A 22,876-nucleotide genomic window follows, 5' to 3' on the forward strand; every position below is an offset into this window, starting at 1 on the left:
GCAATTTTCACCAGGAGAACACGCATGTACCAGGATCTCGCCCTCTATATCGACGGAGAATTCATCAAGGGAGGCGACCGGCGCGAGCAGGATGTCATCAATCCGGCCACGCAGGAAGTGCTGGGCAAGCTGCCGCACGCCAGCCGGGCCGACCTGGACCGCGCGCTGGCCGCCGCGCAGCGTGCCTTTGAAACCTGGAAGAAGACCTCGCCCCTGGAGCGCGCCGCGATCCTGCGCCGCGTGGGCGAGCTGACCCGCGAGCGCGCCAAGGCAATCGGCCGCAATATCACGCTGGACCAGGGCAAGCCGCTGGCCGAGGCCATCGCCGAAGTCATGGTCTGCGCCGAGCACGCCGACTGGCACGCCGAGGAATGCCGCCGCATCTACGGCCGCGTGATCCCGCCGCGCCAGCCCCATGTGCGCCAGATCGTGGTGCGCGAGCCGATCGGCGTATGCGCCGCCTTCACGCCGTGGAACTTCCCGTTCAACCAGGCCATCCGCAAGATCGTGTCGGCGCTGGGCGCCGGCTGCACGCTGATCCTGAAGGGGCCGGAAGACTCGCCCAGCGCGGTGGTGGCGCTGGCGCAGCTGTTCCACGACGCCGGCCTGCCCCCGGGCGTGCTCAACATCGTCTGGGGCGTGCCCGGCGAGATCTCGACCTACCTGATCGAATCGCCGATCGTGCGCAAGATCTCGTTCACCGGCTCGGTGCCGGTGGGCAAGCAGCTGGCGGCGCTGGCCGGCGCGCACATGAAGCGCATGACCATGGAACTGGGCGGCCATTCGCCGGTGCTGGTGTTCGACGATGCCGATATCGACCCCGCCGCCGAGATGCTGGCGCGCTTCAAGCTGCGCAATGCCGGCCAGGTGTGCGTGTCGCCGACGCGCTTCTACGTCCAGGAGAAGGCCTATGACCGCTTCCTGGCGCGCTTTACCGAGGTGATCGGCTCGGTCAAGGTGGGCGACGGCCTGGAGGCCGGCACGCAGATGGGCCCGCTGGCGCATGAGCGCCGCGTGCTGTCGATGGAGCAGTTCCTGGACGATGCCAGCCAGCGCGGCGGCAAGGTCGTGACCGGCGGTGCCCGCGTGGGCGACCAGGGCTACTTCTTCGCCCCCACCGTGGTCACCGACCTGCCCGATGACTCGCTCCTGATGACCGACGAGCCGTTCGGCCCGGTCGCGCCGGTGACGCGCTTCAAGGACACCGCCGAGGCATTGCGCCGCGCCAACAGCCTGCCCTACGGCCTGGCGTCGTATGTGTTCACCAACTCGCTGAAGACCGCGACCGAAGTGTCCAACGGGCTCGAAGCCGGCATGGTCAACATCAATCACTTCGGCATGGCGCTGGCCGAGACCCCGTTCGGCGGCATCAAGGACTCGGGCATCGGCAGCGAAGGCGGCCAGGAGACCTTCGACGGCTACCTGGTGACCAAGTTCATCACCCAGGCCTGAGCATGCTGACGCTGGCGCCGTTCACGCATTCGTGAACGGCGCTTGCGTCTTTCAGCGCCCGCTCACTCTCCCCTCGCCTTGCGGTAATCCTCCGCATAGGCCTTCCATTGCGCCAGCGACACCGCCCAGCCATGCCGCGCCAGCCGCAGCACGCCGCTGCGCCAGCGGGTGCCGGCGGCATACGCCTGCAACTGCTCGACCCGGTCCGCGGCATGGTGCCCGCAGCCGCGCAGGTGCGCCCACGCCGCCGCATGCGCCATGGTGACCAGCACCTCGCGCAACTGCGCAAACCCGTTGCAGCGTGCCAGGTCGACCCGGTCGGCGGTTGGCTGCAGGCTCTTCACCAGGTAGGAAGCCTTGCCCATGTCGACCGCGGACAGCAGCGCGGGCGAAGCCGCCTGCATGATCTGCTGCGCGGCAGCGACGCGCTTTGCATCGCTGCCCCAGCGCGGCTGCGGGCGGTTGGGCAGGTCCTGCCACGCGCTCGGCGCCGCGCGCTTGATGTCGATCAGGCGCTGCATGCCGCCCAGCTCGTCACGGGCCAGCACCACATAGCGCTCCAGGCCCAGGCTGCCGATGCCGGCCACGCGCCGTGCCGCGTCGTCGGCGGTGAAGCGGTGGCCGTGGTGGCTCTGCCTGGAATAAGCGGCCAGGATCGCGCGCGCGTGCTCGCGGCCGGCCTTGTCCGCAGGCAAGGCATGGCGGCCGTCGCAGAGCAGGCGCCGCTTGCCCTTGCGCAGGGTGGTGCGCTCCGACAGCAGTTCGCCCCGCCTGCGGCGCTTGACCCGGCGCAGCAGCGTGGCCACCATGCCGGTGGCCGTGGCGCGCTCGAGCCAGCGCGCCTTGCCCGTCTGCAGCACGGCGGCGTAGGTGGAGAGCATTTCCTCGCACGCGCGCATGGCATTCGCCTCGGACAGGCCCAGCTGGCCCGCGGCGACCAGCACGCTTGACAGCACCCGGATCAAGTCCACGGTAAGCGGTGCGACCAGCGCGTCGTCAAAGTCGTTGAGGTCGAAATAGACCAGCCCGTTGTCGCCCTTGAAGCTGCCGAAGTTCTCCAGGTGCAGGTCGCCGCAGACGTAGGTGGCCGGCGCATCGCGCAATGGCGCCTCGTCGCGCAGCGATGCGGCATAGAGATGGTTGGTGCCGCGAAAAAAGGCAAACGGATCTGCCGCGATGGTCGCGAGCTTGCGGGTCAGCCGCTCGGGATCGCGGCCATGGTTATAGGTGAGGATTGCCTGCGTGGCAGCGTGCATGGGCTCAGATTCCGATCAGGGTTGACATCCGGCAGTAGCGCGGCCGGCCGGCACGCGCTCCGCGTTCCGGGCCTGGATCAGCGGAAGAACAGGCCGCGCGTGAGGAAAGTGTGGTTGGCTTCTTCGGCCATCAGCCCGACCAGCACCAGCAGGCATAGTGGCGGAATCAGGATAGCGCAGATCAGCGCCATGCGCTCCCATGCCATGTGCATGAACACCGCCACGATCAGTCCGGCCTTCAGTGCCATGAACAGCAGGATCAGCGTCCAGCGCAGGTAGCCGGTGAAATGGAAGTAGTCGACCAGGTAGGACATGGTCGACAGCACGAACAGCAGCAGCCAGATCTTCAGGTATAGCCCGATGGGATGCTGCTGGCCGGAGTGCGCGGCATGCCCGGCATCCTGGCCGGTGCCATGCGGCGTGCCCTGCGCGGGCGTTGCGGGAGTTGCCGGATTCGATGCCATGGCCGCCCTCACCAGAGATAGAACAACGCAAAGATGAATACCCAGACCAGGTCGACGAAATGCCAGTACAGGCCCGCGATCTCGACGATCTGGTAATTGCCGGTGGCCTCGTAGCGCCCGCGCAGCACGCGCGTGGCCACGATCAGCAGGTACACGACGCCGCACGACACATGCAGGCCGTGGAAGCCGGTGATCATGAAGAAGGTCGAGCCGAACTGCGCCGCGCCCATGGGGTTGCCCCACGGCCGCACACCCTCGTCCATGATCAGCTTGGTCCATTCGAAGGCCTGCATGCTGACGAACATCACGCCGAACAGCGCGGTCACCAGCATCAGCAGCGCGCACTCGCGGCGCGCGCGCCGGTAGGCGAAGTTGACCGCCATCGCCATGGTGCCGCTGCTGGTGATCAGCACGAAGGTCATGATGGCGATCAGCAGCAGCGGGATGTCGGCGCCGCCCACGTGCAGCGCGAACACCTCGCTGGGGTTGGGCCATGGCACCGTGGTCGACATGCGCACGGTCATGTAGCCGGTCAGGAAGCAGCTGAAGATGAAGGTGTCGGACAGCAGGAAGATCCACATCATCGCCTTGCCCCACGACACCTTGAAGGCCTGCTGGTCCGACGACCAGTCGGCCAGCAGGCCGCGCAGGCCGCCCACCGGGGGCGCGGGCGCCACGCCGGGTGTGGCCGATGGTGAAGACAGTTGCGTTGACATGCCGGTCCTCCTTGCCGCCGCCGCTAGGCCGTGCCGCAGATGTAGCGCACCAGTTCGGGCGTAAGCCACCCCAGTGCGGCCAGCAGCACCAGCCACACCGCCAGCAGGAAATGCCAGTAGCGCGCGCACAGCCGCATGCGCAGCACCGCGGCCTCGCCGCTGCCGCGCGACGACATGGCAACGCCCCAGCCGGCCAGGCCGCCCAGCACGTGCAGGCCGTGCATCGCTGTCAACAGGTAGAAGAAGCTGCCCGCCGGATTGCCGGCAGGCATCACCTGCATCGCGCCCAGCGCCTGCCAGGCCCACAACTGCGAGGCCACGAACCCGGCCGCGCCCAGGCCGCCCAGGCGCAGCGCCTGCCGGGCCACGGCCATCTCGCCCCGGCCCGCGGCGTGCGACGCGACCGCCATGGCCACGCTGCCGGCCGCCAGCAGCACGGTCGACAACCATACCTGCCACGGCAATCCGATGCGGTGCCAGTCCGGGCTGTCCATGCGCAGCGCATAGGCCGTCAGGAACAGCGCAAACAGCGAGCTGACCACGCCCATGAACACCCACAGGCCGATGCTCGCCGGGGCACGCCCGCGCGGACGGTGGTTGGCGGCGTTCTCGCCGGACGGGTTGCCGCCGAAATCGTCGCGGCTGACCTTGTACAGGGCTTCGGCGTTCATGCGACGGCTCCGCGGCTGGCATGCGGCTCGGGCTCGGCCCCGCCCGCCTCGGGCGGGGCGTTCTGCGCGATGAAGTCCTCGGGCGCGCCCGGCACGCTGTAGGCGTAGGCCCAGCGGTACACCACCGGCAGGTGCGGGCCCCAGTTGCCATGCGCCGGCGGCGTCTGCGGCGTCTGCCATTCCAGCGAGGCGGCGCGCCACGGGTTGGCATCGGCCTTGCGGCCACGCCACAGGCTCCACACCAGGTTGAAGACAAAGAGCAGTTGCGCCGTGGCCACGATGAACGCGGCCACCGAGATGTACATGTTCATCACATGCGCCGACTCCGGGATAAACGCGTAGTTCTGGTAGGCGTAGTAGCGGCGCGGCATGCCCAGCACGCCCAGGTAGTGCATCGGGAAGAAGATGGCGTAGGTGCCGACGAAGGTGACCCAGAAATGGATGCGGCCCATGGTGTCGTCCAGCATCCTGCCGGTGACCTTCGGGTACCAGTGGTAGATGCCGCCGAACACCACCAGGATCGGCGACACGCCCATCACCATGTGGAAGTGCGCCACCACGAAGTAGGTATTGGACAGCGGGATATCCACGCTGACATTGCCCAGGAACAGCCCGGTCAGCCCGCCGATGACAAAGGTGCTGATGAAGGCGATCGCAAACAGCATCGGCACGGTGAAATGAATGTCGCCGCGCCACAGCGTGATGACCCAGTTGTAGACCTTGATCGCGGTGGGGATGGCGATGATCAGCGTGGTGGTGGCAAAGAAGAAGCCGAAGTACGGGTTCATGCCGCTGACGAACATATGGTGCGCCCACACCACCACCGACAGTACCCCGATCGCCAGGATCGCCCACACCATGGTGCGGTAGCCAAAGATGCTCTTGCGCGAATGCACGCTGACCAGGTCCGAGACGATGCCGAAGGCCGGCAGCGCGACGATATACACCTCGGGATGGCCGAAGAACCAGAACAGGTGCTGGAACAGCAGCGGACTGCCGCCCTTGTACTGCAGCTGCTGGCCCATCGACACGATCGCCGGCATGAAGAAGCTGGTGCCCAGCGTGCGGTCCAGCAGCATCATCACTGCCGACACGAACAGCGCCGGGAACGCCAGCAGCGCCAGGATGGTGGCCATGAAGATGCCCCACACCGACAGCGGCATGCGCAGCAGCGTCATGCCCTCGGTGCGCGCCTGCAGCACCGTGGTGACGTAGTTCAGGCCGCCCATGGTGGCAGCGACGATAAAGATCGCCAGCGACACCAGCATCAGGATGATGCCCCATTCATAGCCTGGGGTGCCGGGCAGGATGGCTTGCGGCGGGTACAGCGTCCAGCCCGCCCCGGTAGGCCCGCCGGGCACGAAGAAGCTGGTCAGCAGCACGATCACCGACAGCAGGTAGACCCAGAAGCTGAGCATGTTGAGGAAGGGGAACACCATGTCGCGCGCGCCCACCATCAGCGGGATCAGGTAGTTGCCGAAGCCGCCCAGGAACAGCGCGGTCAGCAGGTAGATCACCATGATCATGCCGTGCATGGTGACGAACTGGTAGTAGCGGTTGGCGTCGATAAACTCGAAGCGCCCCGGAAAGCCGAGCTGCATGCGCATCAGGTTGGACAGCGCCACCCCCACCAGGCCCACCACGATCGCCACGATGGTGTACTGCACGGCGATCACCTTGTGGTCCTGGCTCCAGACATAGCGGGTCCAGAAGCTCTGCGGCGCGTGATGGGCGGCATCGTCGGCGTAAGCCATGCGGGTCTCCTCACTTCCTGGCGGGCGCGGGCGCCGCCGAGGGCGGCACGGCCACGGCCGTCGAAGTCGTATAGGTGCCGGACGCGGCCCCGGGCGCGGCTGCCGTGGTGGCGGCACTGGTCGCGGCAGCGGGGCCGGCTGGGATTTCCGCCGGTGCTGCCGGCGCAACCGTGCCTGCCGCCGCGGCTTCGCTGCCGGCTGACTTGATATAGGCAATCAGCGCCGACACCTCGTCCTCGCTCACCGGCAGCTTCGGCATCACCGGACCGAAGCCCTTGACCAGCCGCGCCTGCGGATCGGTGATCTCCTCGTGCAGGAAGGCGTCGTCCACCTTGGCGCTGCTGCCGTCGGCAAAGGTCTCGGTCTTGCCGTACAGGCCCTTCCAGGTCGGCCCGACGCCCGGATTGCCGTCGATGCTGTGGCAGCCGACGCACCCCTTGCTTTGCGCCAGCGCGCGGCCCTTCTCGATGGTGCCGGCGTCGCCCGCGGCGGCGGCCACTGCCGCAGGCGGGGCCGCGGCCTTCGCCAGCGTCACGGCAAAGGTCTGCTGCCTGGCCAGCCATGCCTCATAGGCGGCCGGCGCTTCCACAACCACCGTGCCGCGCATGTTGTAGTGCCCCACGCCGCACAGCTGCGCACACAGGATTTCGAAGCGTCCCGCCTGCGTCGGCGTGAACCAGAACGACGTCACCATGCCCGGCACCATATTCATGCGCGCCCGGAACGGCGGCACGTAGAAGTCATGCAGCACGTCCTTGGAGCGCAGCAGCACCTTGACCGGCTTGTTCAGCGGCAGGTGCACCTCAGGCCCGACGATGACGACATTGTCCAGGCCGCGCGGATCGTCGGGGTCCAGCCCGAGCGGATTCGCGCCGGTGACAAAGCGCGCATCGGAAGCCCCCAGCTGGCCGCTCTTGCCGGGAAAACGGAAGGCCCACGACCACTGCTGCCCCACCACTTCCATCACCATGGCATCGCGCGGCGGGCGCACGTAGTCGGCGTAGACGAACAGGCCCGGCGCCAGCAGCGCCACCACGCCCAGCGTGGTGCCGCCGATCAGCCACAGTTCGAGCTTGCTGTTCTCCGGGTGGTAGGACGCGCGGTGGCCGGTGCCGCCATTGGGATGCGGCGCCTCATGCCGGTAGCGCCAGGCGATGTAGCCGACAAACAGGTTGATGCCGATGAAGAAAATGCCGGTGATGACGAGGGTAATGGTCAACGTGTCGTCCATCTGCTTCCAGTTGGACGCGAGCGGGGTCGCCCACCACGGGCTCATGAAATGGAAGAGCACCGAAGCGACGACCATGACTACGAGTGCGATGGCCAACGCCATATCCACCCTCCTCCTCGCGCGTGGCGAGGGATGCGCAAATCACGCAGGTAGAGATAAGACTAGTGCATGCCGTCAGGTCACTGCAAGGCGACATGCCAATGCATTGGTGTCGCACTGCACAAGCGCGCAGCGCGAGAAAAAGCGGCGGCGGGAACCCTTGGTTCCGGCCGCCGCCGCCCGTGCGCGCGTGCCCGGACAGGGTTGGCGCGCAACGTAACCGTCATGTCCGGGCACCGTCACGGTGCCCGGTCCCGATGCCATGTCGGTGCAGTCAGTGCGATACGTCCTTGCTTTCCAGCTTCCAGTAGCAGGCCGCCGCCGCCATCCCGAAGATCAGGTGCCCGATGAAGGTATGCCAGCCGCGCACCTCGACAAACCAGGGGAAGGCCCGCGTCATCGCATGGAAGTTGAAGAAGTACACCACCAACCCGAACACCGCACCCGCCAGCATGGCCATGCCGAGGCTCGAATCCAGCGTAAAGGGCGCAATGATGGCCGCCAGGATCATCCCCAGCACGGCGCCCAGCACAAAGTGGATCACCAGTGCCGCGGCCACAGTGCCGACGCTGAACAGCGAGGTCTGCAAGACCTCCGGCCCCATCACGATCGCGGCGATCATGCGCGTGGCCACCCAGGGGTTGGCGCCCGACACCATCGACGACCAGAACAGTTCCAGCACCAGCAGCAGCGCGCCCGCCGCCAGCCCCGAAACCGCTGCCGCGGTCCAGTCCGGCAGTCGTCGCACGTAGTGGTGCGATTGCATGTGAAGTTCCATAGCCACCTCCGTCTCTCTCGGTCGGCGGGGCATCGGCCTTGTGTGGGAACAGGCCCCGCGTCTCTGCTCAGCATAGGACACGCGCTTCCCGCTTCGAGGCCGAAAGAGCGAAAAAGGTGCGGCATGCGTACGCGGCGCAACGCCCGGCTCACCATATGTGCGGGCATCGGTACCTGCCGCGCCAACTGCCCGGCACGGGTTGGGGACAATCCCGATGCGCGCAGACGCGCATCCGGCACACACTGCCTATACTGGAATCACAAAAGAGAGACAGGAGACCGCCATGCACCTCACCGCGCATGATCTTGTATTCCTGATTCCGATGGCGCTGGTAGGCGTGATCGCCATGGGCTCGATCCCGGTGACCGCCAAGTTCCTGCGCATCAGTTGCCGGACCATGGGTGCCCTGATCGGCGCGCTGGTTGCGGTGTTGGTGCTTGAAGCGTTACCGCTGCTGATCTGACTCCGCAGGAGTCGGGCAGGCGGTGTTGGGGAGGAGGGCCGCTATGTCGATCGGCCTGCTCGCCGCCGTGATGGCGGCGCTGCTGTTCGTTACCGTGCTGCGGGCGATCTGGCGCTGCAGCCATCCGTATCGGATGCGCTATCGGCGCTGCGCCGCACAACGCCAGCGCGCGGGGTTGTGCCGGCATGCGGAGCGAAGGCACGGATAGAAGCAACAACGCTTGTCCGATGGCTTGTCTCGCGCCGCTGTCGACGTGCCATCACGCCGTCGGCGCGCGCAACGCCGCCAGCGGCGCGTTCACCGACTCGCCCAGCCGCTCCATCAGCGAATAGCGCGCCACGTAGTGCCGGAAGTGTTCGACGAATGCCGCCTCGGCCGGCGTCTGGCGCCGCTCCGCATGCCACAGCAGGTACATGTCGATATCGGCCACGCCCTCCTCGGGCGGCAGGCGCCACAGCCGCTGCTGCGCCACGTCGTCGGCCACGATATGTTCCGGCAGACAGCCAATGCCATAGCCCGCGAACACCAGCCGCCGGATTTCATCCAGGCTGGGCGAGGTCGCGACGATGCGGCCCGAAAAACCGTGCTGATCGCGGAATACCGCCAATGGCGCCAGCACATCGCCAAGCTGGTCGCTGCTGAATGACACGAAGTTCTCGGCCAGCAGGTCGGCAATGGCAAGGCCGGTGCGGCCGAACAAGCGGTGATGGCGCCCGCAGAAGATGGCGTAGCGCTGGCGCAGGAAGAGCATGTGCGCGAGCTTGTCGCCAGACTGCCGGTACAGGCTCAGGCCCACGCCGGCCGCCTTCTGCGCGAGGGCGTCTGCGATCTCAGTGCTGCGCATCACGTCCACCTGCAGCGTGACGCGCGGATGCTGGCGATGGAAGGCGGCCAGGCATTCGTCATAGACACCGGAATGGATCCGGCTCACAGTCATGAGCCGCAGCAGGCCGCTGACTTCATCCTGCTGCTCCGCCAGTTCAGCCCCCAGGCGCGCCACGCTGCCATAGACGTCGGTGGCAATGCGCAGCACATCTTCCCCGACCCGGGTCAGGCGGAAAATGCTGCCGCGCCGCTCGATCAGTGTGTGCCCCAGATGCTCCTCGAGCCGGCGCAAGGCCAGGCTTACCGCAGGCTGGGTGATGTGCAGCCGCACCGCCGCACGGCTCAGGCTGCGCTCGTGGACGATAGTCAGGAAGGTGCGCAGCAGGTTCCAGTCGAGCCGGTCGGTCAGCAGGGCCCGGTCCAGGGCAGAACGCTCCATAAAATTCCGTATAAATTTAAATTATGTGAAAAATAAATATTAGAAATTTGACTAATGATTGTCAACGGGCGATAACTCCTCCCACAGCTGCCCCTGATGCAGCGGCACAAACATAGCGAGGAGCCAGTCCATGCAAGTGTCCCCTTCCGGCACGCGCCAGCCCGTGCGCGCCGCCACCGCCGCCTTTGTCGGCACCATGATCGAGTGGTACGACTTCTACATCTACGCCACCGCCGCCGCGCTGGTGTTCGGTCCGTTGTTTTTTCCCGGTGGCGATCCCTTCCTGAGCACGCTGGCGTCGTTCGGCACCTTCGCGGTCGGCTTCTTTGCCCGTCCGCTCGGCGGCATCGTGTTCGGCCACTGGGGCGACCGCATCGGCCGCAAGAAGGCGCTGATGATCACGCTGATGATGATGGGCGCGGCCACCATCGGCATCGGCCTGCTGCCGACCTACGCCACCGCGGGCGCCCTCGCCCCGGTGCTGCTGGTGCTGCTGCGCGTGGTGCAGGGCATCGCCGTGGGCGGCGAATGGGGCGGCGCGGTGCTGATGGCGGGCGAGCACGCCCCCAAGGGGCGCCGCACCTTCTTCGCCTCGTTTGCGCAGCTCGGCAGCCCGGCCGGCCTGATCCTGTCGCTGCTGGCCTTCCGCGCGGTGACATCGATGGAGCGCGACGTCTTCATGGACTGGGGCTGGCGCCTGCCGTTCCTGGCCAGCGCGGCGCTGCTGCTGGTGGGCGTGGCGATCCGGCTGGGCGTGAACGAATCGCCCGAGTTCGCGCAGGTGCAGGCGCAGCGCAGGACTGCCAAGCTGCCGATTGCCGAAGTCTGGCGCACGGCCCGCGTGCCGGTGCTGCTGTGCATCGGCGCCAATACCATCGGTATCGCGGGGGTGTACTTCACCAACACCTTCATGATCGCGTACACCACGCAATACCTGTCGCTGCCCCGGACGCTGATCCTCGACTGCCTGTTCGCCGTCGCCGTCATCCAGTTCCTGGCACAGCCGCTGGCCGCCTGGCTGGCGGAGAAGCTGGGCGGCGCGCGCTTCCTCAAGCTGGCCGCGCTGCTGGCCATGGCTTCGCCCTATCCCATGTTCCTGCTGGTGCAGACGCGCCAGGCGCCTGCCATCGTGCTTGGCATCGCGCTGGCGGTGGTGTGCATGGCGAGCTTCTATTCGGTGATCGCGGGCTTTGTCAGCGGTGTCTTCGAGACGCGCGTGCGCTACTCGGCGATTTCGCTGTCCTACCAGGTCTGCGGCGCGGTGGCGGGCGGACTGACGCCGCTGGTGGGGACCATCCTCGCGCAGCGCTTCCAGGGCCAATGGTGGCCGCTGGCGGTGTTCTACACCTTGCTGGCCGGCGTGTCGCTGCTGTGCATCGCCGGCATCGATGCGCGCCAGCGACAGCAGCAACCAGGCGCCGCGCAAGCCGCGCAGGCCTGACGGCTTTTCACAGAGACTGCAAACCCCATGCTGACGTTTTTCCATCCCGAGCAATTGCTGCACCATCCGCGGAACTACTACTCGCGCGGCAAGATGCGCTCGCCGCAGGAGCTGCCCGCGCGGGCACAGCGGCTGGTCCAGGCGGCAGAGGCGCTTGGCTTTGCGCTCCACGCCCCTGCCGACCACGGCTTCGCGCCGCTTGCCGCCGTGCACGACCAGCCTTACCTGCAGTTCCTGCAGCATGCGCACGCCAGCTGGCGCGAGCTGCCGGAGGACTGGGGCGACGAGGTCATGTCCAATATCTTCGTGCGCGAGCCCAATGCCCTGCGCGGCGTGCTGGCGCAGGCCGCGCGCTATCTCGCTGACGGCAGCTGCCCGGTGGGGCTGAACACCTGGCGCTCGGCATACTGGTCGGCGCAGAGCGCGGTGGCCGGCGCCCAGGCGTTGCTGGACGGTGAACGCCGCGCCTACGCCCTGTGCCGGCCGCCCGGCCATCATGCGCGGCGCGACGCGGCGGGCGGCTTCTGCTACCTGAACAATGCCGCGATCGCCGCGCAGGCACTGCGCGCGCGCTTTGGCCGCGTGGCCATCCTCGATACCGACATGCACCACGGCCAGGGCATCCAGGAGATCTTCTACGACCGGGCCGATGTGCTCTACGTGTCGATCCACGGCGACCCGACCAACTTCTATCCGGTGGTGGCGGGCTTCGACGATGAGCACGGCCGCGGCGCGGGCGCCGGCCACAACCTCAACCTGCCGATGCCGCACCGCTCGCCCGAGTCGGTTTTCTTCGACAAGCTGGACACGGCGCGCGTCGCCATCGAACGCTTCGCGCCCGACGTGCTGGTGCTGTCGCTCGGCTTCGACATCTACCGCGAAGATCCGCAGTCGCTGGTGGACGTGTCCACCGAAGGCTTCGGCCGGCTCGGCCGCGCCGTTGCCGCGCTGGGCCTGCCCACGCTGATCGTGCAGGAGGGCGGGTATCACCTCGAATCACTCGCCGCCAATGCAGAGGCCTTCTTCGGCGGCGTCCAACGGTCAGGGACGGGCGCATGAACGCAATCAAGATCAATGGCGGGCGCCTGTGGCAATCGCTGATGGAACTAGCCCGGATCGGCGCCACGCCCAAGGGCGGCAATGCGCGCCTGGCCCTGACCGCGCTGGACGGGCAGGCACGCGACCTCGTCGCCGGGTGGATGCGCGACGCCGGCCTGACGGTGCGCATCGACCGCGTGGGCAATATCTTCGGGCGCCGCGCGGGCCGCAACGATGCGCTTGCCCCGGTCATGACCGGCAGCCATATTGACACCCAGCCCACCGGCGGCAAGTTCGACGGATGCTATGGCGTCATGGCCGGGCTGGAAGTCATGCGCACGCTCAACGAGCACGGCGTGACCACCGAGGCGCCGCTGGAACTCGCCATCTGGACCAATGAGGAAGGCGCGCGCTTCGTGCCGGTGATGATGGGGTCGGGCGTATTCGCCGGCGTCTTCCCCGAAGCCACCGCGTTGACGGCGACTGACGATGCCGGCAAATCCGTTGCCGGCGAACTCGCGGCGATCGGCTACGCGGGCACCGCGCCGGTTGGCCACAAGGTCGGCGCGTACTTCGAGGCGCATATCGAGCAAGGCCCGATTCTTGAGGCGGAGGAAAAGGTCATCGGCGTGGTGACGGGCTCGCTTGGCCTGCGCTGGTATGACGTCACGGTGACGGGCATGGAAGCGCACGCCGGCCCCACCCCGATGCCGCTGCGCCGCGACGCCCTGTACGGCGCGTCCTTCCTGTTCCAGGAAGTGACGAAGATCGCGAACGCTTTTGGCCCCGATGGCCGGGGGACGGTCGGAGTGGTCAATGTCCACCCGTCTTCACGCAATGTCATTCCGGGCCGGGTGCAGTTCAGCGTCGACCTGCGCCATCTCGATGGCGGCCAGCTTGACCGGATGGAAGCCAGGCTGCGCGAAGCGTGCGCGGCGCTGGCCAGCGGCAGCACCACCGGTGGCGCGCTGGCGGTGGAAGTCGAAGCGGTCCAGCGCTTCGAGCCGACGCCCTTCGCGCCCGAGCTGGTGGCGCATGTCCGGCAGGCGGCCGCCGCGCGTGGTTATTCGCACTCCGATATCGTCACCGGCGCGGGCCACGACGCGGTCTACCTGGCCAGGGTGGCGCCGACGGCGATGATCTTCGTGCCCTGCAAGGACGGCATCAGCCACAACGAGATCGAGGACGCCAGGCCCGAGCATCTCGAAGCGGGCGCCAATGTGCTGCTTGCGGCAATGCTGGCGCAGGCGCAGGGCTGAGCCCGCCAGAATCGACCGGGAAGTGCCGGTGTCGTTACAGCTCGATCATCGCGAATTCGGCCTTGCCGACGTCGCATTCCGGGCAGCGCCAGTCATCGGGGATGTCTTCCCAGCGCGTGCCGGGGGCGATGCCGTCTTCCGGCCAGCCCTGTTCTTCGTCGTAGACCCAGCCGCAGATCACGCATACCCAGGTCTTGAAGGCGACGGCGGCTTCGATTTGGTCCTGCTGCAAAACTCACTCCTGAATCGGCTATGGAAGGGATTGTCCGGGCCGAATCATACCGGTTTTCCGGTCAGGGCCCGTGGCGGCGCTGCTTGCGGCGCCGCCACCCGGACTACCCGCGGATGGAGAAGTCCACCCGGTTGGGCGCGCCCTTGTCCTTGATGCCCTCGGCACTGAGCCTGGGCGCGGTCAGGAACAGCCGGCTTTCCGGCACCTTGCCCTCGCGCTCGAGCGACTGCTTGACCACCAGCGCGCGTTGCTCGGCCAGGCGTTTCAGGTCGGCATCGGTGACGGTGGCGTTGGCCATCAGCAGCTTTTCCATTTCCTCTGGCGGCAGGGACTTGGCAAAGCCGACGAAGTTGCGCGGCTTCTTCATCGAGGTGCGCTTGTAGACCTGCTCCAGGTACTTCGGATACTCCGCCTTCGAGACCTTGATCTCGGCGCCCTGCTCGCCGGCTTCGTCGTCGCCAGCCTCGCCGCCCGCCTGCGCGCTGGCGCGCTGGTCGCGCCGTTTCTGCTCGGCCACGCGCGCATCCAGCCACGCGCGGCGCGCGCCGGCCTCATCGGTGGCCGGGTCGATGCGGCCGCTGATTTCCAGCCGCAGCGAGGGCCGGTCGTTGAGCGCCTGGCCCAGCTTGGCGATCTTGTCCTTGGCCGCCGGCGTCAGCGTCGCGGTGCCGGGCGCGAACTCGACATAGCCCAGTTCGTCGCCGCCGCCGCCAAATGCCGACGCGATCAGCGAGAACGGCGACGTGATCGCCTTGGCCAGCAGGTTGACGATCACGCGCACGATCACGCCGCCGATACTGAACTCGGGATCCGACAGCGAGCCCGACACCGGCAGGTTCACATCGATCACCCCGTTGCGGTCCTTGAGCAGCGACACCGCCAGCAGCACCGGCAGCTTGGTCGCATCCGGGCTGTCGACACGATCGCCGAAGGTGAGCTGGTCCAGGAACAGGTGGTTGCGCGCATCGAGCTTGCCGTTCTCGATCTTGTAGGCCACGTCCACGGTCAGCTTGCCCTTGGTGATCGGGTAGCCGGCATACTTGGCGGCGTAGGGCGTGAGCCGCGTCAGCTCCACGCCCGAGGCCTTGGCGGCAATGTCCAGGAACAGCTGCTCGCCCAGCGGATTCAGCTTGCCGCTGATATTGACCGGCGCGTCGTCGTCGATGCGGCCATCCAGGACCAGGTCGGCCGGGGTGGGATCGCCCGACGACACCTTGGACACCGAGCCCTTCATGCCGGTCAGGTTGGCTGAGTAGTTGGGCTTGACGAAGAAGTCCGAGAAATTGATGTTGCCCTTGTCGACCGAGATGCCGCCAATGCGCATCTGCGGCTTGGGCCCGCCCGGCTTCTGCTCGACCTGGGCCGTGCGCGTGTCGCCGGCCTGCACCGGCGGCGTGGCCGGCGCCGACGCCGGGCTGGCCTGGGTCAGGCTGGTGGACGGCGCGGCCTCGCCCTTCGCGGCGCCGCCGGCCATCACGTCCTGCAGGTTCAGGCGGCCATTGGCGTTCAGGATCACGCGGGCATAGAAGTCCGACAGCGCCACATTGCCCAGGCTCACGCGCATCGGCCCCTTGCTCTCGTCCATCGCGAAGTCGATGCCCGTCACCGCCAGCGAGCGCCAGCGCAGGAAGTCGTCGCCGCTGATGCGGTCCACCGTGCGCACATTGCCGGCCAGCACGTTGCCGCTAAACTGCGCGGCGATGGGCTTGCCGGCTGGCGCATCGACATTGAGCCTGCCCTTGACGGTGAGCGTGCCGGTGCGCAGGGCGGCATTGAAGCGGTCAGCCATGTACGGCTGCAGCGGGCTGACCTCAACCTGGCGCAGGTCCAGCTGGAGCCGGCTGGCGGGGACCGCCGGCAACACCGTGCCATCGACGCCGATCACGCCACTGCGGCCGGATTCGGCATGCAGCTTGATCGGCACCGCCGCCGGCGTCAGCGGCCAGGCGACGGCGCCGGTGGTCAGGCCGATATTGCGGAACTGGTGGATCACCGGGCGGCCGCGGTTGGCCTCGGCCGGCTGGAAGTCCGCCAGGCGGGCGCTGCCGCCTTCCACGACGACCTTGCCGATGTTGGCCTTCCAGCCACCGTTCGCCGCCGCCGCGCCATTTGCGCTGCCCGCTGCCTTGGCCGGTGCCGGCTCGGCGCGCCGCGGCGTGCCATGCGCCTGCTGCGCAGATTCGGTCGCCCACAGCCGCGCCATCTCGATCAGCTCGCCGCGATGGTCGCGCGTGGCAGCGATCTGCGGCTGCGCCAGCGTGACCTGGCTGGTGGCAAAAGTCTGTTTGGCAAGGTCGAACTGGATATCGTCCAGCACCAGCTTCTGGGCCTGCAGCAGCGGCAGGCTGGCGCCGTCGCGGTCGGCGGCGCGCTCACGCGCACGGCGGCCGGCGCGCTGCGCGCCACGGCCGTTGTCCGCGGGCTGCGCATCGGCCTCGCTGCCGCCCGCGGCGGCGGACGCCGGCATCACCACGGGATCGCGCGTGGCAACGTAGAGCGGCGCCAGTTCCAGGCGCGATTTTTCCAGCACGAACTGGAACTGCGGCGTGCCCCATGCCATGCGGTAATGCAGTTCGGCGTTGACCGCGGTCGTGCCGAACTGGCTGCGCAGCTCGCGCGGCCACCAGGCGGCAAACCCCTGCGGCCGCAGCCCGGTGGTTGCCAGCGTGCCGGCCATCGAGCCTTCGCGCATCAGCAGGTCGCCGGTGTGGTGCAGGGTCTGGCCATCGGCCACGGTCAGCGTGGCCTCGATGTGCGCCGGCTTGTCGCCTCCGGTGCCGGCAAAGCCCTTGACTTCGGCGTCGAGCGGCCCGAGTGCGAGCTTGCCCGGACCCGACGGCGCCAGGGCATCTTCAAATCCCAGCCGGGCCTGCTTGACGACAATGCGGTCCACCGCATAGCGCCACGGTTCGTCCTTGGGCGCCGTCTTCGCGGGTGCGACCTGGACGCCCGGCGCTGCCGCCGGGGCCGAGGCCGGGGCCACTGCGGGCGCCGGCGCCGGGGCCACGCCATCGGTAGACTTGCTCGCCGCCTGCGGCAGGAACGCCGTCGCCAGATTCAGCGAGCCGTCCGCATGGCGCGCGGCCTCCACCGCCAGCCCTTCGATCTCCACGCTGCGCAGTTGCGCCCGGTGCGCCAGCGGCTCGAGCTTGCCGATATCCACCGCCAGCCGCCCGCTCTGGACCAGCGGCTGCCCGGCGCGCGTGCGCACGTCGGCATCGCGCAGCGCGGCGGTGCCCGTCACCACCACCTCCTGCGTGTCCTTCTGCTGGCGGAACGCCACCGTCAGGCGGGTATCGAGCTTGCCTGACTTGACCTCGGCATCGCGCAGCGGCGGCGCGAACGCCATCAGGCGCGCCACCTCGAGCCCGTCGAGGTTGACGTTCAGCCGTGTCTGGCGCGAATCGGCAAACGGCAGCACCTCGCCGTCAAGCGCCAGCGGCGTGCCATTGACCCGCGCGCTCAGCGTGGGCCGCGTCACGATTTCGACGTCATGCGGCAGGTTGGACAGGAACGGCAGGGTCAGCGTCAGGTTGTCGACGCGCAGGCTGGTATTGAGCAGCTTGTCGTCATAGCTGAAGCTGCTGCCGGTGACTGCGATGTTGTTGACCGAGAAGCGCGCCGGCCTCGCATCGGCGGGCTTGGGCGGCAGGGCCGCGAACTTGTCCCGGACATCGGCAAAGCTCATGCGGCCGTCGCCGCCGCGCACCACGTGCACGGCGAGCCGGTCGACATGCAGGTTGTCCACCACCGGCGCCAGGTGCCAGACCGAGGCCACCGACGTATTGGCCTCGACCTCGCCCAGCGTCAGCGCCGGGGTCTTGCCGTCGCGCTCGTAAATGGTCAGGTCAGTGAGCGTGGCCGCCAGCTCGAACGGCCGCACATGCGCCTTGCCCAGTGTGACCTTGCGCCCGAGTGCCTCGGTCGCGTTCTTTTCGACCAGGTATTTGAGCAGCGGCGGGCCGCCGAAATACCCCGCCAGCCCGAACACCGCGAGCGCCGCGACCACGCCGCCCGCGACACGCGTCGCCAGCCGGCCGCGTGGCGTGGCAGCCACTGCCTGGATGGATTGCTTGAAAGCCATGACGTTCCCGGAGATCTGACCCCATGCTCCGGTGCTGCACGCTGCTTTGTGCCCCGGATTTCACATTTTTCGACATTATGGCAACGGTTTCGGACAATGCAAAGAAATCAGATTTGACCTATCAACGGGCCATGGACCGATCTGGTATCTTTACGTCCTTTGCGAAGCGTCTCGTCGCAAGCCTGCGGCTTACCCGCCACATCGTGCCTGGCTCTCCCGCGCTGTACCCCCGGCCACACCCAACACGTATTCCGTGCTGCGCGCTTCGCATGCGATCTCTTCCATGCGAGTCCATTCATGTCTACCACCAGCAGTACCGCCGCGGGTGCCGGCACGCCGCGAGCCGGCGCGCGCGCGCTGACCGGCCAGGATTACAAGACTCTTTCGCTTGCCGCCCTGGGCGGCGCGCTCGAGTTCTACGACTTCATCATCTTCGTCTTTTTCGCGACGTTGATCGGCCAGCTGTTCTTCCCGCCGTCGGTGCCCGACTGGCTGCGCCAGCTGCAGACCTTCGGCATTTTCGCGGCCGGCTACCTGGCCCGGCCGCTGGGCGGCATCATCATGGCGCACTTCGGCGACCTGCTCGGCCGCAAGAAGATGTTCACGCTGTCGATCCTGCTGATGTCGGTGCCCACGCTGCTGATGGGTCTGCTGCCCACGTACCAGTCGATCGGGCTGGCCGCACCAGTGCTGCTGCTGGTGCTGCGCATCCTGCAAGGCGCGGCCGTGGGCGGCGAAGTGCCAGGCGCCTGGGTGTTCGTGTCCGAGCACGTGCCGGCACGCCATGTCGGCTATGCCTGCGGCACGCTGACCGCGGGGCTGACCGCCGGCATCCTGCTGGGTTCGCTGGTGGCGACCGGCATCAACACCATCTTCACCCCGGCAGAGCTGGCCGACTACGGCTGGCGCGTGCCATTCCTGATCGGCGGCGTGTTCGGCATCGCCTCGATGTACCTGCGGCGCTGGCTGCATGAGACGCCGGTCTTTGCCGAACTGCAGAAGCGCAAGGCGCTGGCCGCGGAAATGCCGCTCAGGTCGGTGATGCGCGACCACGGCGGCAGCGTCGCGGTATCGATGCTGCTGACCTGGATGCTGTCGGCCGGCATCGTGGTGGTGATCCTGATGACGCCCACCTTCCTGCAGAAGCTGTACGGCTTCGACGCGCGCACCGCGCTGGTTGCCAACAGCGTGGCCACGCTGTGCCTGACGGCGGGCTGCATTGTCTCGGGCGCGCTGGCCGACCGCATCGGCGCGCGCCGCACGCTGTTCTTCGGCGGCCTGCTGCTGGCGATCGGCAGCTACGTGTTCTACACCACCATCTTCACCCGCCCCGACCTGCTGCTGCCGCTCTATGCGCTGGCCGGCTTCCTGGTTGGCACCATCGGCGCAGTGCCGTTCGTGCTGGTCAATGCGTTTCCGGCGCAGGTACGCTTCTCGGGCCTGTCGTTCTCTTACAACGTGTCGTATGCGATCTTCGGCGGGCTGACGCCGATGGTGGTCACGCTGATGCTGAAGGAAGACCCGCTGGCGCCGGCCCACTATGTGGCGGCGCTGTGCGTACTCGGCATGGTGACGGCGCTGTTCGTGAAGGACCGCTCGCGCGGCTGACGCAGCAGCGGCCGCAGAGAAAACGGGAGGGCTGATGCCCTCCCGTTTTTTTACGTATTCCCGCCTGGCGCGTGTCAGCGCCGGTGCTGGCGGAAGAACTCCCACATCATCGTGCTGGCATCGGGGCCGATATCGCTGTGGTAGCCGTAGCTGGCGTCGCCGCCGCTCCAGGCGTGGTCCAGGCCCTCCACCTCCACCAGCGTCACCAGGTCGCGGCGCCAGCGGCCGAAGCGGTATTCATGGGCCCGGCCCGGTGCCTCGCCGTCCGGGTCGGCCAGCGTGGGCGTGCCGGCGAGCCGGTCTTCCAGGCCGTTGTAGGCCAGGAACTGCCGCGCCAGCAGGCGGCCGTTGACCGGATGCACCGCGTCGTCGGCCAGGCCGTGGACCACCAGCGCCGGCATCTCGGGCCCGCCCGGCGTCACGCCGGCGGCATCTAGCAGCCAGGACGGCTCGGACGCCGACCCCCGCTGCATCGCGCGCAACCCGGCGCGCGGGTTGTCGGCCGCGCCAATAACCACCCCCGAATGCATGGCCACGGCTGCGACCTTGCCCGGATAGCGCAGCGCCACCACGGCGGCCATGGCCGCACCGGCGGACATGCCGGCCAGGTAGATCTCGCGCTCGCGCACGTCGTGGCGCCCAGCCAGGGCATCGATCAGCGCGGCCACCGCCTGCGCCTCGCGCCCGCCTTCGGCAGCGCCCAGGTCAAACCACTGCCAGCAGCGCTGCACCTGCCGGCGCAGCGGCTGTTGCGGATAGGCCACGATAAATCCCTCGCGTTCGGCCAGCGCGTTCATGCGCGTGCCCGCGGACAGGTCATCCGGCGTCTGGCGGCAGCCATGCAGCATCATCACCACCGGCAACGGACCGCGATGGGCCTTGGACGGGATGTAAAGGTGATACGAGAGTTGCGGCACCAGCTCGCCGGGCAACGGCGCCAGCCGCAGCCGGTGCGCCTGCCAGGTGCCGGGCAGGCCGCCCGGCGCGGAGGCCGGCCGAGGTGCCCGGGCTCGGACGGGCGAGCCATCCGGGCGTGCCGGCGTGAGCGGATTCAGCAAATCCATGCGGTCCAGCCAGGATTTCACCTGGGCTTCCGTGCGGGCCTGCACGCGGCTCAGTTGCCGGATCCGCGCATGCCAGTCAGCGGCAAGACTTTTGGTCATGATGACTCCTTTGTGACGGAATCTCCCCCTGTGATTTCGTTGTTGCAATGCAGCATACCATACCCGGGAGGCGCCCTCCCGCTCTGCCCGGTAACAGGATGCAAACGCCGCCATGGCCTTTTCGCCCGGCACGAAATTATTAAACCAGCCGCGCGAAAGTATGCAGATCGCGGTGAGATAGCTTGCGTTGCCGGCGTTTTATACTTGGCTATCGCTTTTTGGGAAAAAGCCACAACCATGCCGGACAGCGGCGCACCCGCCTGCTCGCTCTGCCTCTTCCGCCATGTGTGCCGCATCGCGGGGACGGACCACGCCTGGCAGCCCCTGGCGCTGCATCCTGACCGCTTCGAGGTACGCACTGGCGAGCCCGTGTTCCGCCAGGGGCGCCCGGCACTGACCGTCTACCCCTTGCGCCATGGCAGCGCCAAGCAGATCTATGAGTCGCCGCTGGGCTGGCGCCAGGTCACCGGGTTCTCCTTGCCCGGCGACGTGCTGGGGCTGGAGCCGCATGAAAGCCCGGTCTACGGCACGGCGGCAATCACGCTGCAGGATGCGGAGGTATGCGCGGTATCGGTGGAGTCGCTGCGCGAACTCATGCAGCGCCCACCCCTGCGCGAGGCAGTGCTGGAGGTAATGCGCCGCAATGCCGAGCGCGAACGGGTGCTGCTGGTGGCGGTGGGATCGATGCGGGCACCGCAGCGGCTGGCCATGCTGCTGCTCGACCTGGCCGGCGAGCAGGCGCGCCGCGACGGCAATCGCGACGGCATGCTGACGCTGGCGATGTCGCGCACCGATATCGCCAGCCTGCTCGGGCTGACGCTGGAAACGGTGTCGCGGCTGCTGTCGCGCTTTGCCGCGGTCGGGCTGATCTCGGTGCGCCAGCGGCACCTGCGGATCATCGACCGCGATGGCCTGGCCTCGGTCTATGCCGACCTGGACCAGGCCCCGCGCCAGGCAGACGCGGGAAACTCAGCCGGGTACGGCGTGGTGCCAGGCGAGCGCCGGCTGGCCTAGGCGGCCTGCCGGCGGGTCAGCGATCAGCCACTTGCTTCCATCCGTCCGGCGAGAAGCTGCGGATGGCCCTGGCGCGCGCTGCCGTGCCGGGCCCGAGGTCGCGCTCATAGAACACGCGGTCGCTGCCCAGCATGAAGGTGTGCACGCCGGTGTCGCCATAGCGGGCAGGCCAGGCAATCACGCCGAATTTGGCGTCGTTGCCCTTGCCCGGCGGCAGGATCCGGTAGTGGTAGCCGTAGAAGGCATCCGCGGCGGGCGTATCGGGGCCCATCGCCAAAGCATCCGGGCCGACCGGGCTGGCGTCCTGCTCGCTGGCGGCGGGCCAGTAGAGCCCGTTGGTCTTGCCCGGCGAGCTGATCAGCCGGTCGGCGTAGCGCCCCTGCCCGACCTGGCCCGCGTAGCGCTGCTGGGCATCGGCCAGCAGCAGCAGCGTTTCCATCGTCACCAGTTCATTACGCCCGAGACGGCGGTGGCGCACTTCCTGCTGGCCGGCGCGCAGGTCGAACTGCCAGCCATCCTTCTGCCTGGCCAGCGGCACGGGGAAGGTCCATCCGCTCTCGCCGACCGCGATCAGCGCGCGGCGCTCGCCGTCGGATTGCACGGCATGGTGGCGCGCCCAGGCGCCGAGGAACGCATAGATATCATCCTGGTCGATGGTGCCCTGCGGCACCAGCGACTGGTATTGCTTGCCCAGCACCCGCTGCAGCGCGTCGCCGTCGCTGCGCGCAATGGCATCGCCCAGCGCCTCGGCGGCCGCGTCGGGGCTCGGAAAAGCCTGCTGGGCCATTGCCGGCAGCCCCAGCGACAGCACTGCGGCGGCCACCAGCGCGCGCACCCTGGTCGCGGACAAAGCGGCAGAGAAGAGATTACCCGTCATGCGCATCATGAT

At 67.9% G+C, this 22,876-nt stretch carries 20 protein-coding genes; 8 read left to right on the forward strand and 12 right to left on the reverse strand.

The window, feature by feature from the left end; all coding sequences use genetic code 11:
• Positions 1–24: 24 nt before the first annotated feature.
• Positions 25–1,452 (forward strand): NAD-dependent succinate-semialdehyde dehydrogenase, encoded by a 1,428-nt coding sequence (locus tag ACREYQ_RS27600; RefSeq protein ID WP_432261145.1) that lies wholly within the window; start codon positions 25–27, stop codon positions 1,450–1,452.
• A gap of 62 nt (positions 1,453–1,514) precedes the next feature.
• Here ACREYQ_RS27600 and ACREYQ_RS27605 read toward each other — a convergent pair whose 3' ends face one another.
• The 7 genes from ACREYQ_RS27605 to ACREYQ_RS27635 form a co-directional block, all read right to left on the reverse strand.
• The gene (locus tag ACREYQ_RS27605; protein ID WP_432261146.1) at positions 1,515–2,708 is read right to left on the reverse strand and encodes a DUF2252 domain-containing protein; all 1,194 of its coding nucleotides are present in this window, start codon (positions 2,706–2,708) and stop codon (positions 1,515–1,517) included.
• Between the two features lie 77 nt (positions 2,709–2,785).
• Positions 2,786–3,172, reverse strand: a complete 387-nt coding sequence (locus ACREYQ_RS27610; protein WP_078200881.1) for a cytochrome C oxidase subunit IV family protein — start codon at positions 3,170–3,172, stop codon at positions 2,786–2,788.
• Positions 3,173–3,180: 8 nt separating this feature from the next.
• Positions 3,181–3,888, reverse strand: coding sequence for a heme-copper oxidase subunit III family protein (locus ACREYQ_RS27615; protein WP_432261147.1), 708 nt, complete (start codon positions 3,886–3,888; stop codon positions 3,181–3,183).
• Positions 3,889–3,911: 23 nt separating this feature from the next.
• Positions 3,912–4,559, reverse strand: a complete 648-nt coding sequence (locus ACREYQ_RS27620) for a cytochrome c oxidase subunit 3 (protein ID WP_432261148.1) — start codon at positions 4,557–4,559, stop codon at positions 3,912–3,914.
• The gene (ctaD, locus tag ACREYQ_RS27625; RefSeq protein WP_432261149.1) at positions 4,556–6,313 is read right to left on the reverse strand and encodes a cytochrome c oxidase subunit I; all 1,758 of its coding nucleotides are present in this window, start codon (positions 6,311–6,313) and stop codon (positions 4,556–4,558) included. The genes ACREYQ_RS27620 and ctaD overlap by 4 nt, the downstream gene beginning before the upstream one ends.
• A gap of 10 nt (positions 6,314–6,323) precedes the next feature.
• Complete coding sequence (locus tag ACREYQ_RS27630) at positions 6,324–7,646, reverse strand: cytochrome c oxidase subunit II (RefSeq protein ID WP_432261150.1); 1,323 nt, start codon at positions 7,644–7,646, stop codon at positions 6,324–6,326.
• Between the two features lie 271 nt (positions 7,647–7,917).
• Positions 7,918–8,421, reverse strand: a complete 504-nt coding sequence (locus ACREYQ_RS27635; protein ID WP_432261151.1) for a hypothetical protein — start codon at positions 8,419–8,421, stop codon at positions 7,918–7,920.
• A 283-nt stretch (positions 8,422–8,704) separates the two neighbouring features.
• Here ACREYQ_RS27635 and ACREYQ_RS27640 point away from each other — a divergent pair, with 283 nt between their 5' ends.
• The gene (locus ACREYQ_RS27640) at positions 8,705–8,884 is read left to right on the forward strand and encodes a hypothetical protein (RefSeq protein WP_432261152.1); all 180 of its coding nucleotides are present in this window, start codon (positions 8,705–8,707) and stop codon (positions 8,882–8,884) included.
• Positions 8,885–8,927: 43 nt separating this feature from the next.
• Entirely contained in the window at positions 8,928–9,092 is a 165-nt protein-coding gene (locus ACREYQ_RS27645) for a hypothetical protein (RefSeq protein ID WP_432261153.1), read from the forward strand.
• Positions 9,093–9,143: 51 nt separating this feature from the next.
• On the opposite strand, the gene ACREYQ_RS27650 is transcribed toward ACREYQ_RS27645, so the two are convergent.
• Positions 9,144–10,148 (reverse strand): LysR family transcriptional regulator, encoded by a 1,005-nt coding sequence (locus ACREYQ_RS27650; RefSeq protein ID WP_432261154.1) that lies wholly within the window; start codon positions 10,146–10,148, stop codon positions 9,144–9,146.
• A gap of 130 nt (positions 10,149–10,278) precedes the next feature.
• Between ACREYQ_RS27650 and ACREYQ_RS27655 the strand changes: the two genes are divergently transcribed.
• From ACREYQ_RS27655 to ACREYQ_RS27665, 3 genes are read left to right on the forward strand one after another with little or no spacing between them, the layout of a single operon-like run.
• A complete protein-coding gene (locus ACREYQ_RS27655) occupies positions 10,279–11,589 on the forward strand; it encodes an MFS transporter (protein WP_432261155.1) in 1,311 nt (436 codons plus the stop codon).
• A 27-nt stretch (positions 11,590–11,616) separates the two neighbouring features.
• Positions 11,617–12,648: a histone deacetylase family protein gene (locus ACREYQ_RS27660; RefSeq protein WP_432261156.1), complete on the forward strand. Its 1,032-nt coding sequence runs from the start codon at positions 11,617–11,619 to the stop codon at positions 12,646–12,648.
• A complete protein-coding gene (locus tag ACREYQ_RS27665) occupies positions 12,645–13,886 on the forward strand; it encodes a Zn-dependent hydrolase (RefSeq protein ID WP_432261157.1) in 1,242 nt (413 codons plus the stop codon). The genes ACREYQ_RS27660 and ACREYQ_RS27665 overlap by 4 nt, the downstream gene beginning before the upstream one ends.
• A gap of 34 nt (positions 13,887–13,920) precedes the next feature.
• On the opposite strand, the gene ACREYQ_RS27670 is transcribed toward ACREYQ_RS27665, so the two are convergent.
• Both ACREYQ_RS27670 and ACREYQ_RS27675 read right to left on the reverse strand, forming a co-directional pair.
• Complete coding sequence (locus ACREYQ_RS27670; RefSeq protein WP_078200892.1) at positions 13,921–14,118, reverse strand: rubredoxin; 198 nt, start codon at positions 14,116–14,118, stop codon at positions 13,921–13,923.
• A gap of 103 nt (positions 14,119–14,221) precedes the next feature.
• On the reverse strand, positions 14,222–18,202 hold the full coding sequence (locus ACREYQ_RS27675; RefSeq protein ID WP_432261158.1) for a DUF748 domain-containing protein: 3,981 nt from the start codon (positions 18,200–18,202) through the stop codon (positions 14,222–14,224).
• A gap of 297 nt (positions 18,203–18,499) precedes the next feature.
• Here ACREYQ_RS27675 and ACREYQ_RS27680 point away from each other — a divergent pair, with 297 nt between their 5' ends.
• The gene (locus ACREYQ_RS27680; RefSeq protein ID WP_432261159.1) at positions 18,500–19,810 is read left to right on the forward strand and encodes an MFS transporter; all 1,311 of its coding nucleotides are present in this window, start codon (positions 18,500–18,502) and stop codon (positions 19,808–19,810) included.
• 74 nt (positions 19,811–19,884) lie between these two features.
• Here the strand turns inward: ACREYQ_RS27680 and ACREYQ_RS27685 are convergent, their stop codons facing one another.
• Positions 19,885–20,973: an extracellular catalytic domain type 1 short-chain-length polyhydroxyalkanoate depolymerase gene (locus tag ACREYQ_RS27685; protein WP_432261160.1), complete on the reverse strand. Its 1,089-nt coding sequence runs from the start codon at positions 20,971–20,973 to the stop codon at positions 19,885–19,887.
• 204 nt (positions 20,974–21,177) lie between these two features.
• Between ACREYQ_RS27685 and ACREYQ_RS27690 the strand changes: the two genes are divergently transcribed.
• Positions 21,178–21,987, forward strand: coding sequence for a Crp/Fnr family transcriptional regulator (locus ACREYQ_RS27690; protein ID WP_432261161.1), 810 nt, complete (start codon positions 21,178–21,180; stop codon positions 21,985–21,987).
• Positions 21,988–22,003: 16 nt separating this feature from the next.
• Here the strand turns inward: ACREYQ_RS27690 and ACREYQ_RS27695 are convergent, their stop codons facing one another.
• Positions 22,004–22,873 carry a DUF2950 domain-containing protein gene (locus tag ACREYQ_RS27695; protein WP_432261162.1) on the reverse strand — a complete coding sequence of 290 codons (870 nt, stop codon included), beginning with the start codon at positions 22,871–22,873 and terminating at the stop codon, positions 22,004–22,006.
• Positions 22,874–22,876: the final 3 nt, after the last annotated feature.

This window comes from Cupriavidus sp. TMH.W2 (assembly GCF_050847365.1).
Lineage (GTDB): Bacteria > Pseudomonadota > Gammaproteobacteria > Burkholderiales > Burkholderiaceae > Cupriavidus.

Excerpts from the sequence above, each read along its gene's own strand:
- ACREYQ_RS27605 (WP_432261146.1), bottom strand. The coding sequence starts at position 2,708 with ATGCACGCTGCCACGCAGGCAATCCTCACCTATAACCATGGCCGCGAT.
- ACREYQ_RS27675 (WP_432261158.1), bottom strand. The coding sequence starts at position 18,202 with ATGGCTTTCAAGCAATCCATCCAGGCAGTGGCTGCCACGCCACGCGGC.
- ACREYQ_RS27665 (WP_432261157.1), top strand. The coding sequence starts at position 12,645 with ATGAACGCAATCAAGATCAATGGCGGGCGCCTGTGGCAATCGCTGATG.
- ACREYQ_RS27645 (WP_432261153.1), top strand. The coding sequence starts at position 8,928 with ATGTCGATCGGCCTGCTCGCCGCCGTGATGGCGGCGCTGCTGTTCGTT.
- ACREYQ_RS27695 (WP_432261162.1), bottom strand. The coding sequence starts at position 22,873 with ATGATGCGCATGACGGGTAATCTCTTCTCTGCCGCTTTGTCCGCGACC.
- ACREYQ_RS27610 (WP_078200881.1), bottom strand. The coding sequence starts at position 3,172 with ATGGCATCGAATCCGGCAACTCCCGCAACGCCCGCGCAGGGCACGCCG.
- ACREYQ_RS27655 (WP_432261155.1), top strand. The coding sequence starts at position 10,279 with ATGCAAGTGTCCCCTTCCGGCACGCGCCAGCCCGTGCGCGCCGCCACC.
- ACREYQ_RS27660 (WP_432261156.1), top strand. The coding sequence starts at position 11,617 with ATGCTGACGTTTTTCCATCCCGAGCAATTGCTGCACCATCCGCGGAAC.
- ctaD (WP_432261149.1), bottom strand. The coding sequence starts at position 6,313 with ATGGCTTACGCCGACGATGCCGCCCATCACGCGCCGCAGAGCTTCTGG.
- ACREYQ_RS27680 (WP_432261159.1), top strand. The coding sequence starts at position 18,500 with ATGTCTACCACCAGCAGTACCGCCGCGGGTGCCGGCACGCCGCGAGCC.
- ACREYQ_RS27635 (WP_432261151.1), bottom strand. The coding sequence starts at position 8,421 with ATGGAACTTCACATGCAATCGCACCACTACGTGCGACGACTGCCGGAC.
- ACREYQ_RS27600 (WP_432261145.1), top strand. The coding sequence starts at position 25 with ATGTACCAGGATCTCGCCCTCTATATCGACGGAGAATTCATCAAGGGA.
- ACREYQ_RS27650 (WP_432261154.1), bottom strand. The coding sequence starts at position 10,148 with ATGGAGCGTTCTGCCCTGGACCGGGCCCTGCTGACCGACCGGCTCGAC.
- ACREYQ_RS27640 (WP_432261152.1), top strand. The coding sequence starts at position 8,705 with ATGCACCTCACCGCGCATGATCTTGTATTCCTGATTCCGATGGCGCTG.
- ACREYQ_RS27685 (WP_432261160.1), bottom strand. The coding sequence starts at position 20,973 with ATGACCAAAAGTCTTGCCGCTGACTGGCATGCGCGGATCCGGCAACTG.
- ACREYQ_RS27630 (WP_432261150.1), bottom strand. The coding sequence starts at position 7,646 with ATGGCGTTGGCCATCGCACTCGTAGTCATGGTCGTCGCTTCGGTGCTC.
- ACREYQ_RS27615 (WP_432261147.1), bottom strand. The coding sequence starts at position 3,888 with ATGTCAACGCAACTGTCTTCACCATCGGCCACACCCGGCGTGGCGCCC.
- ACREYQ_RS27620 (WP_432261148.1), bottom strand. The coding sequence starts at position 4,559 with ATGAACGCCGAAGCCCTGTACAAGGTCAGCCGCGACGATTTCGGCGGC.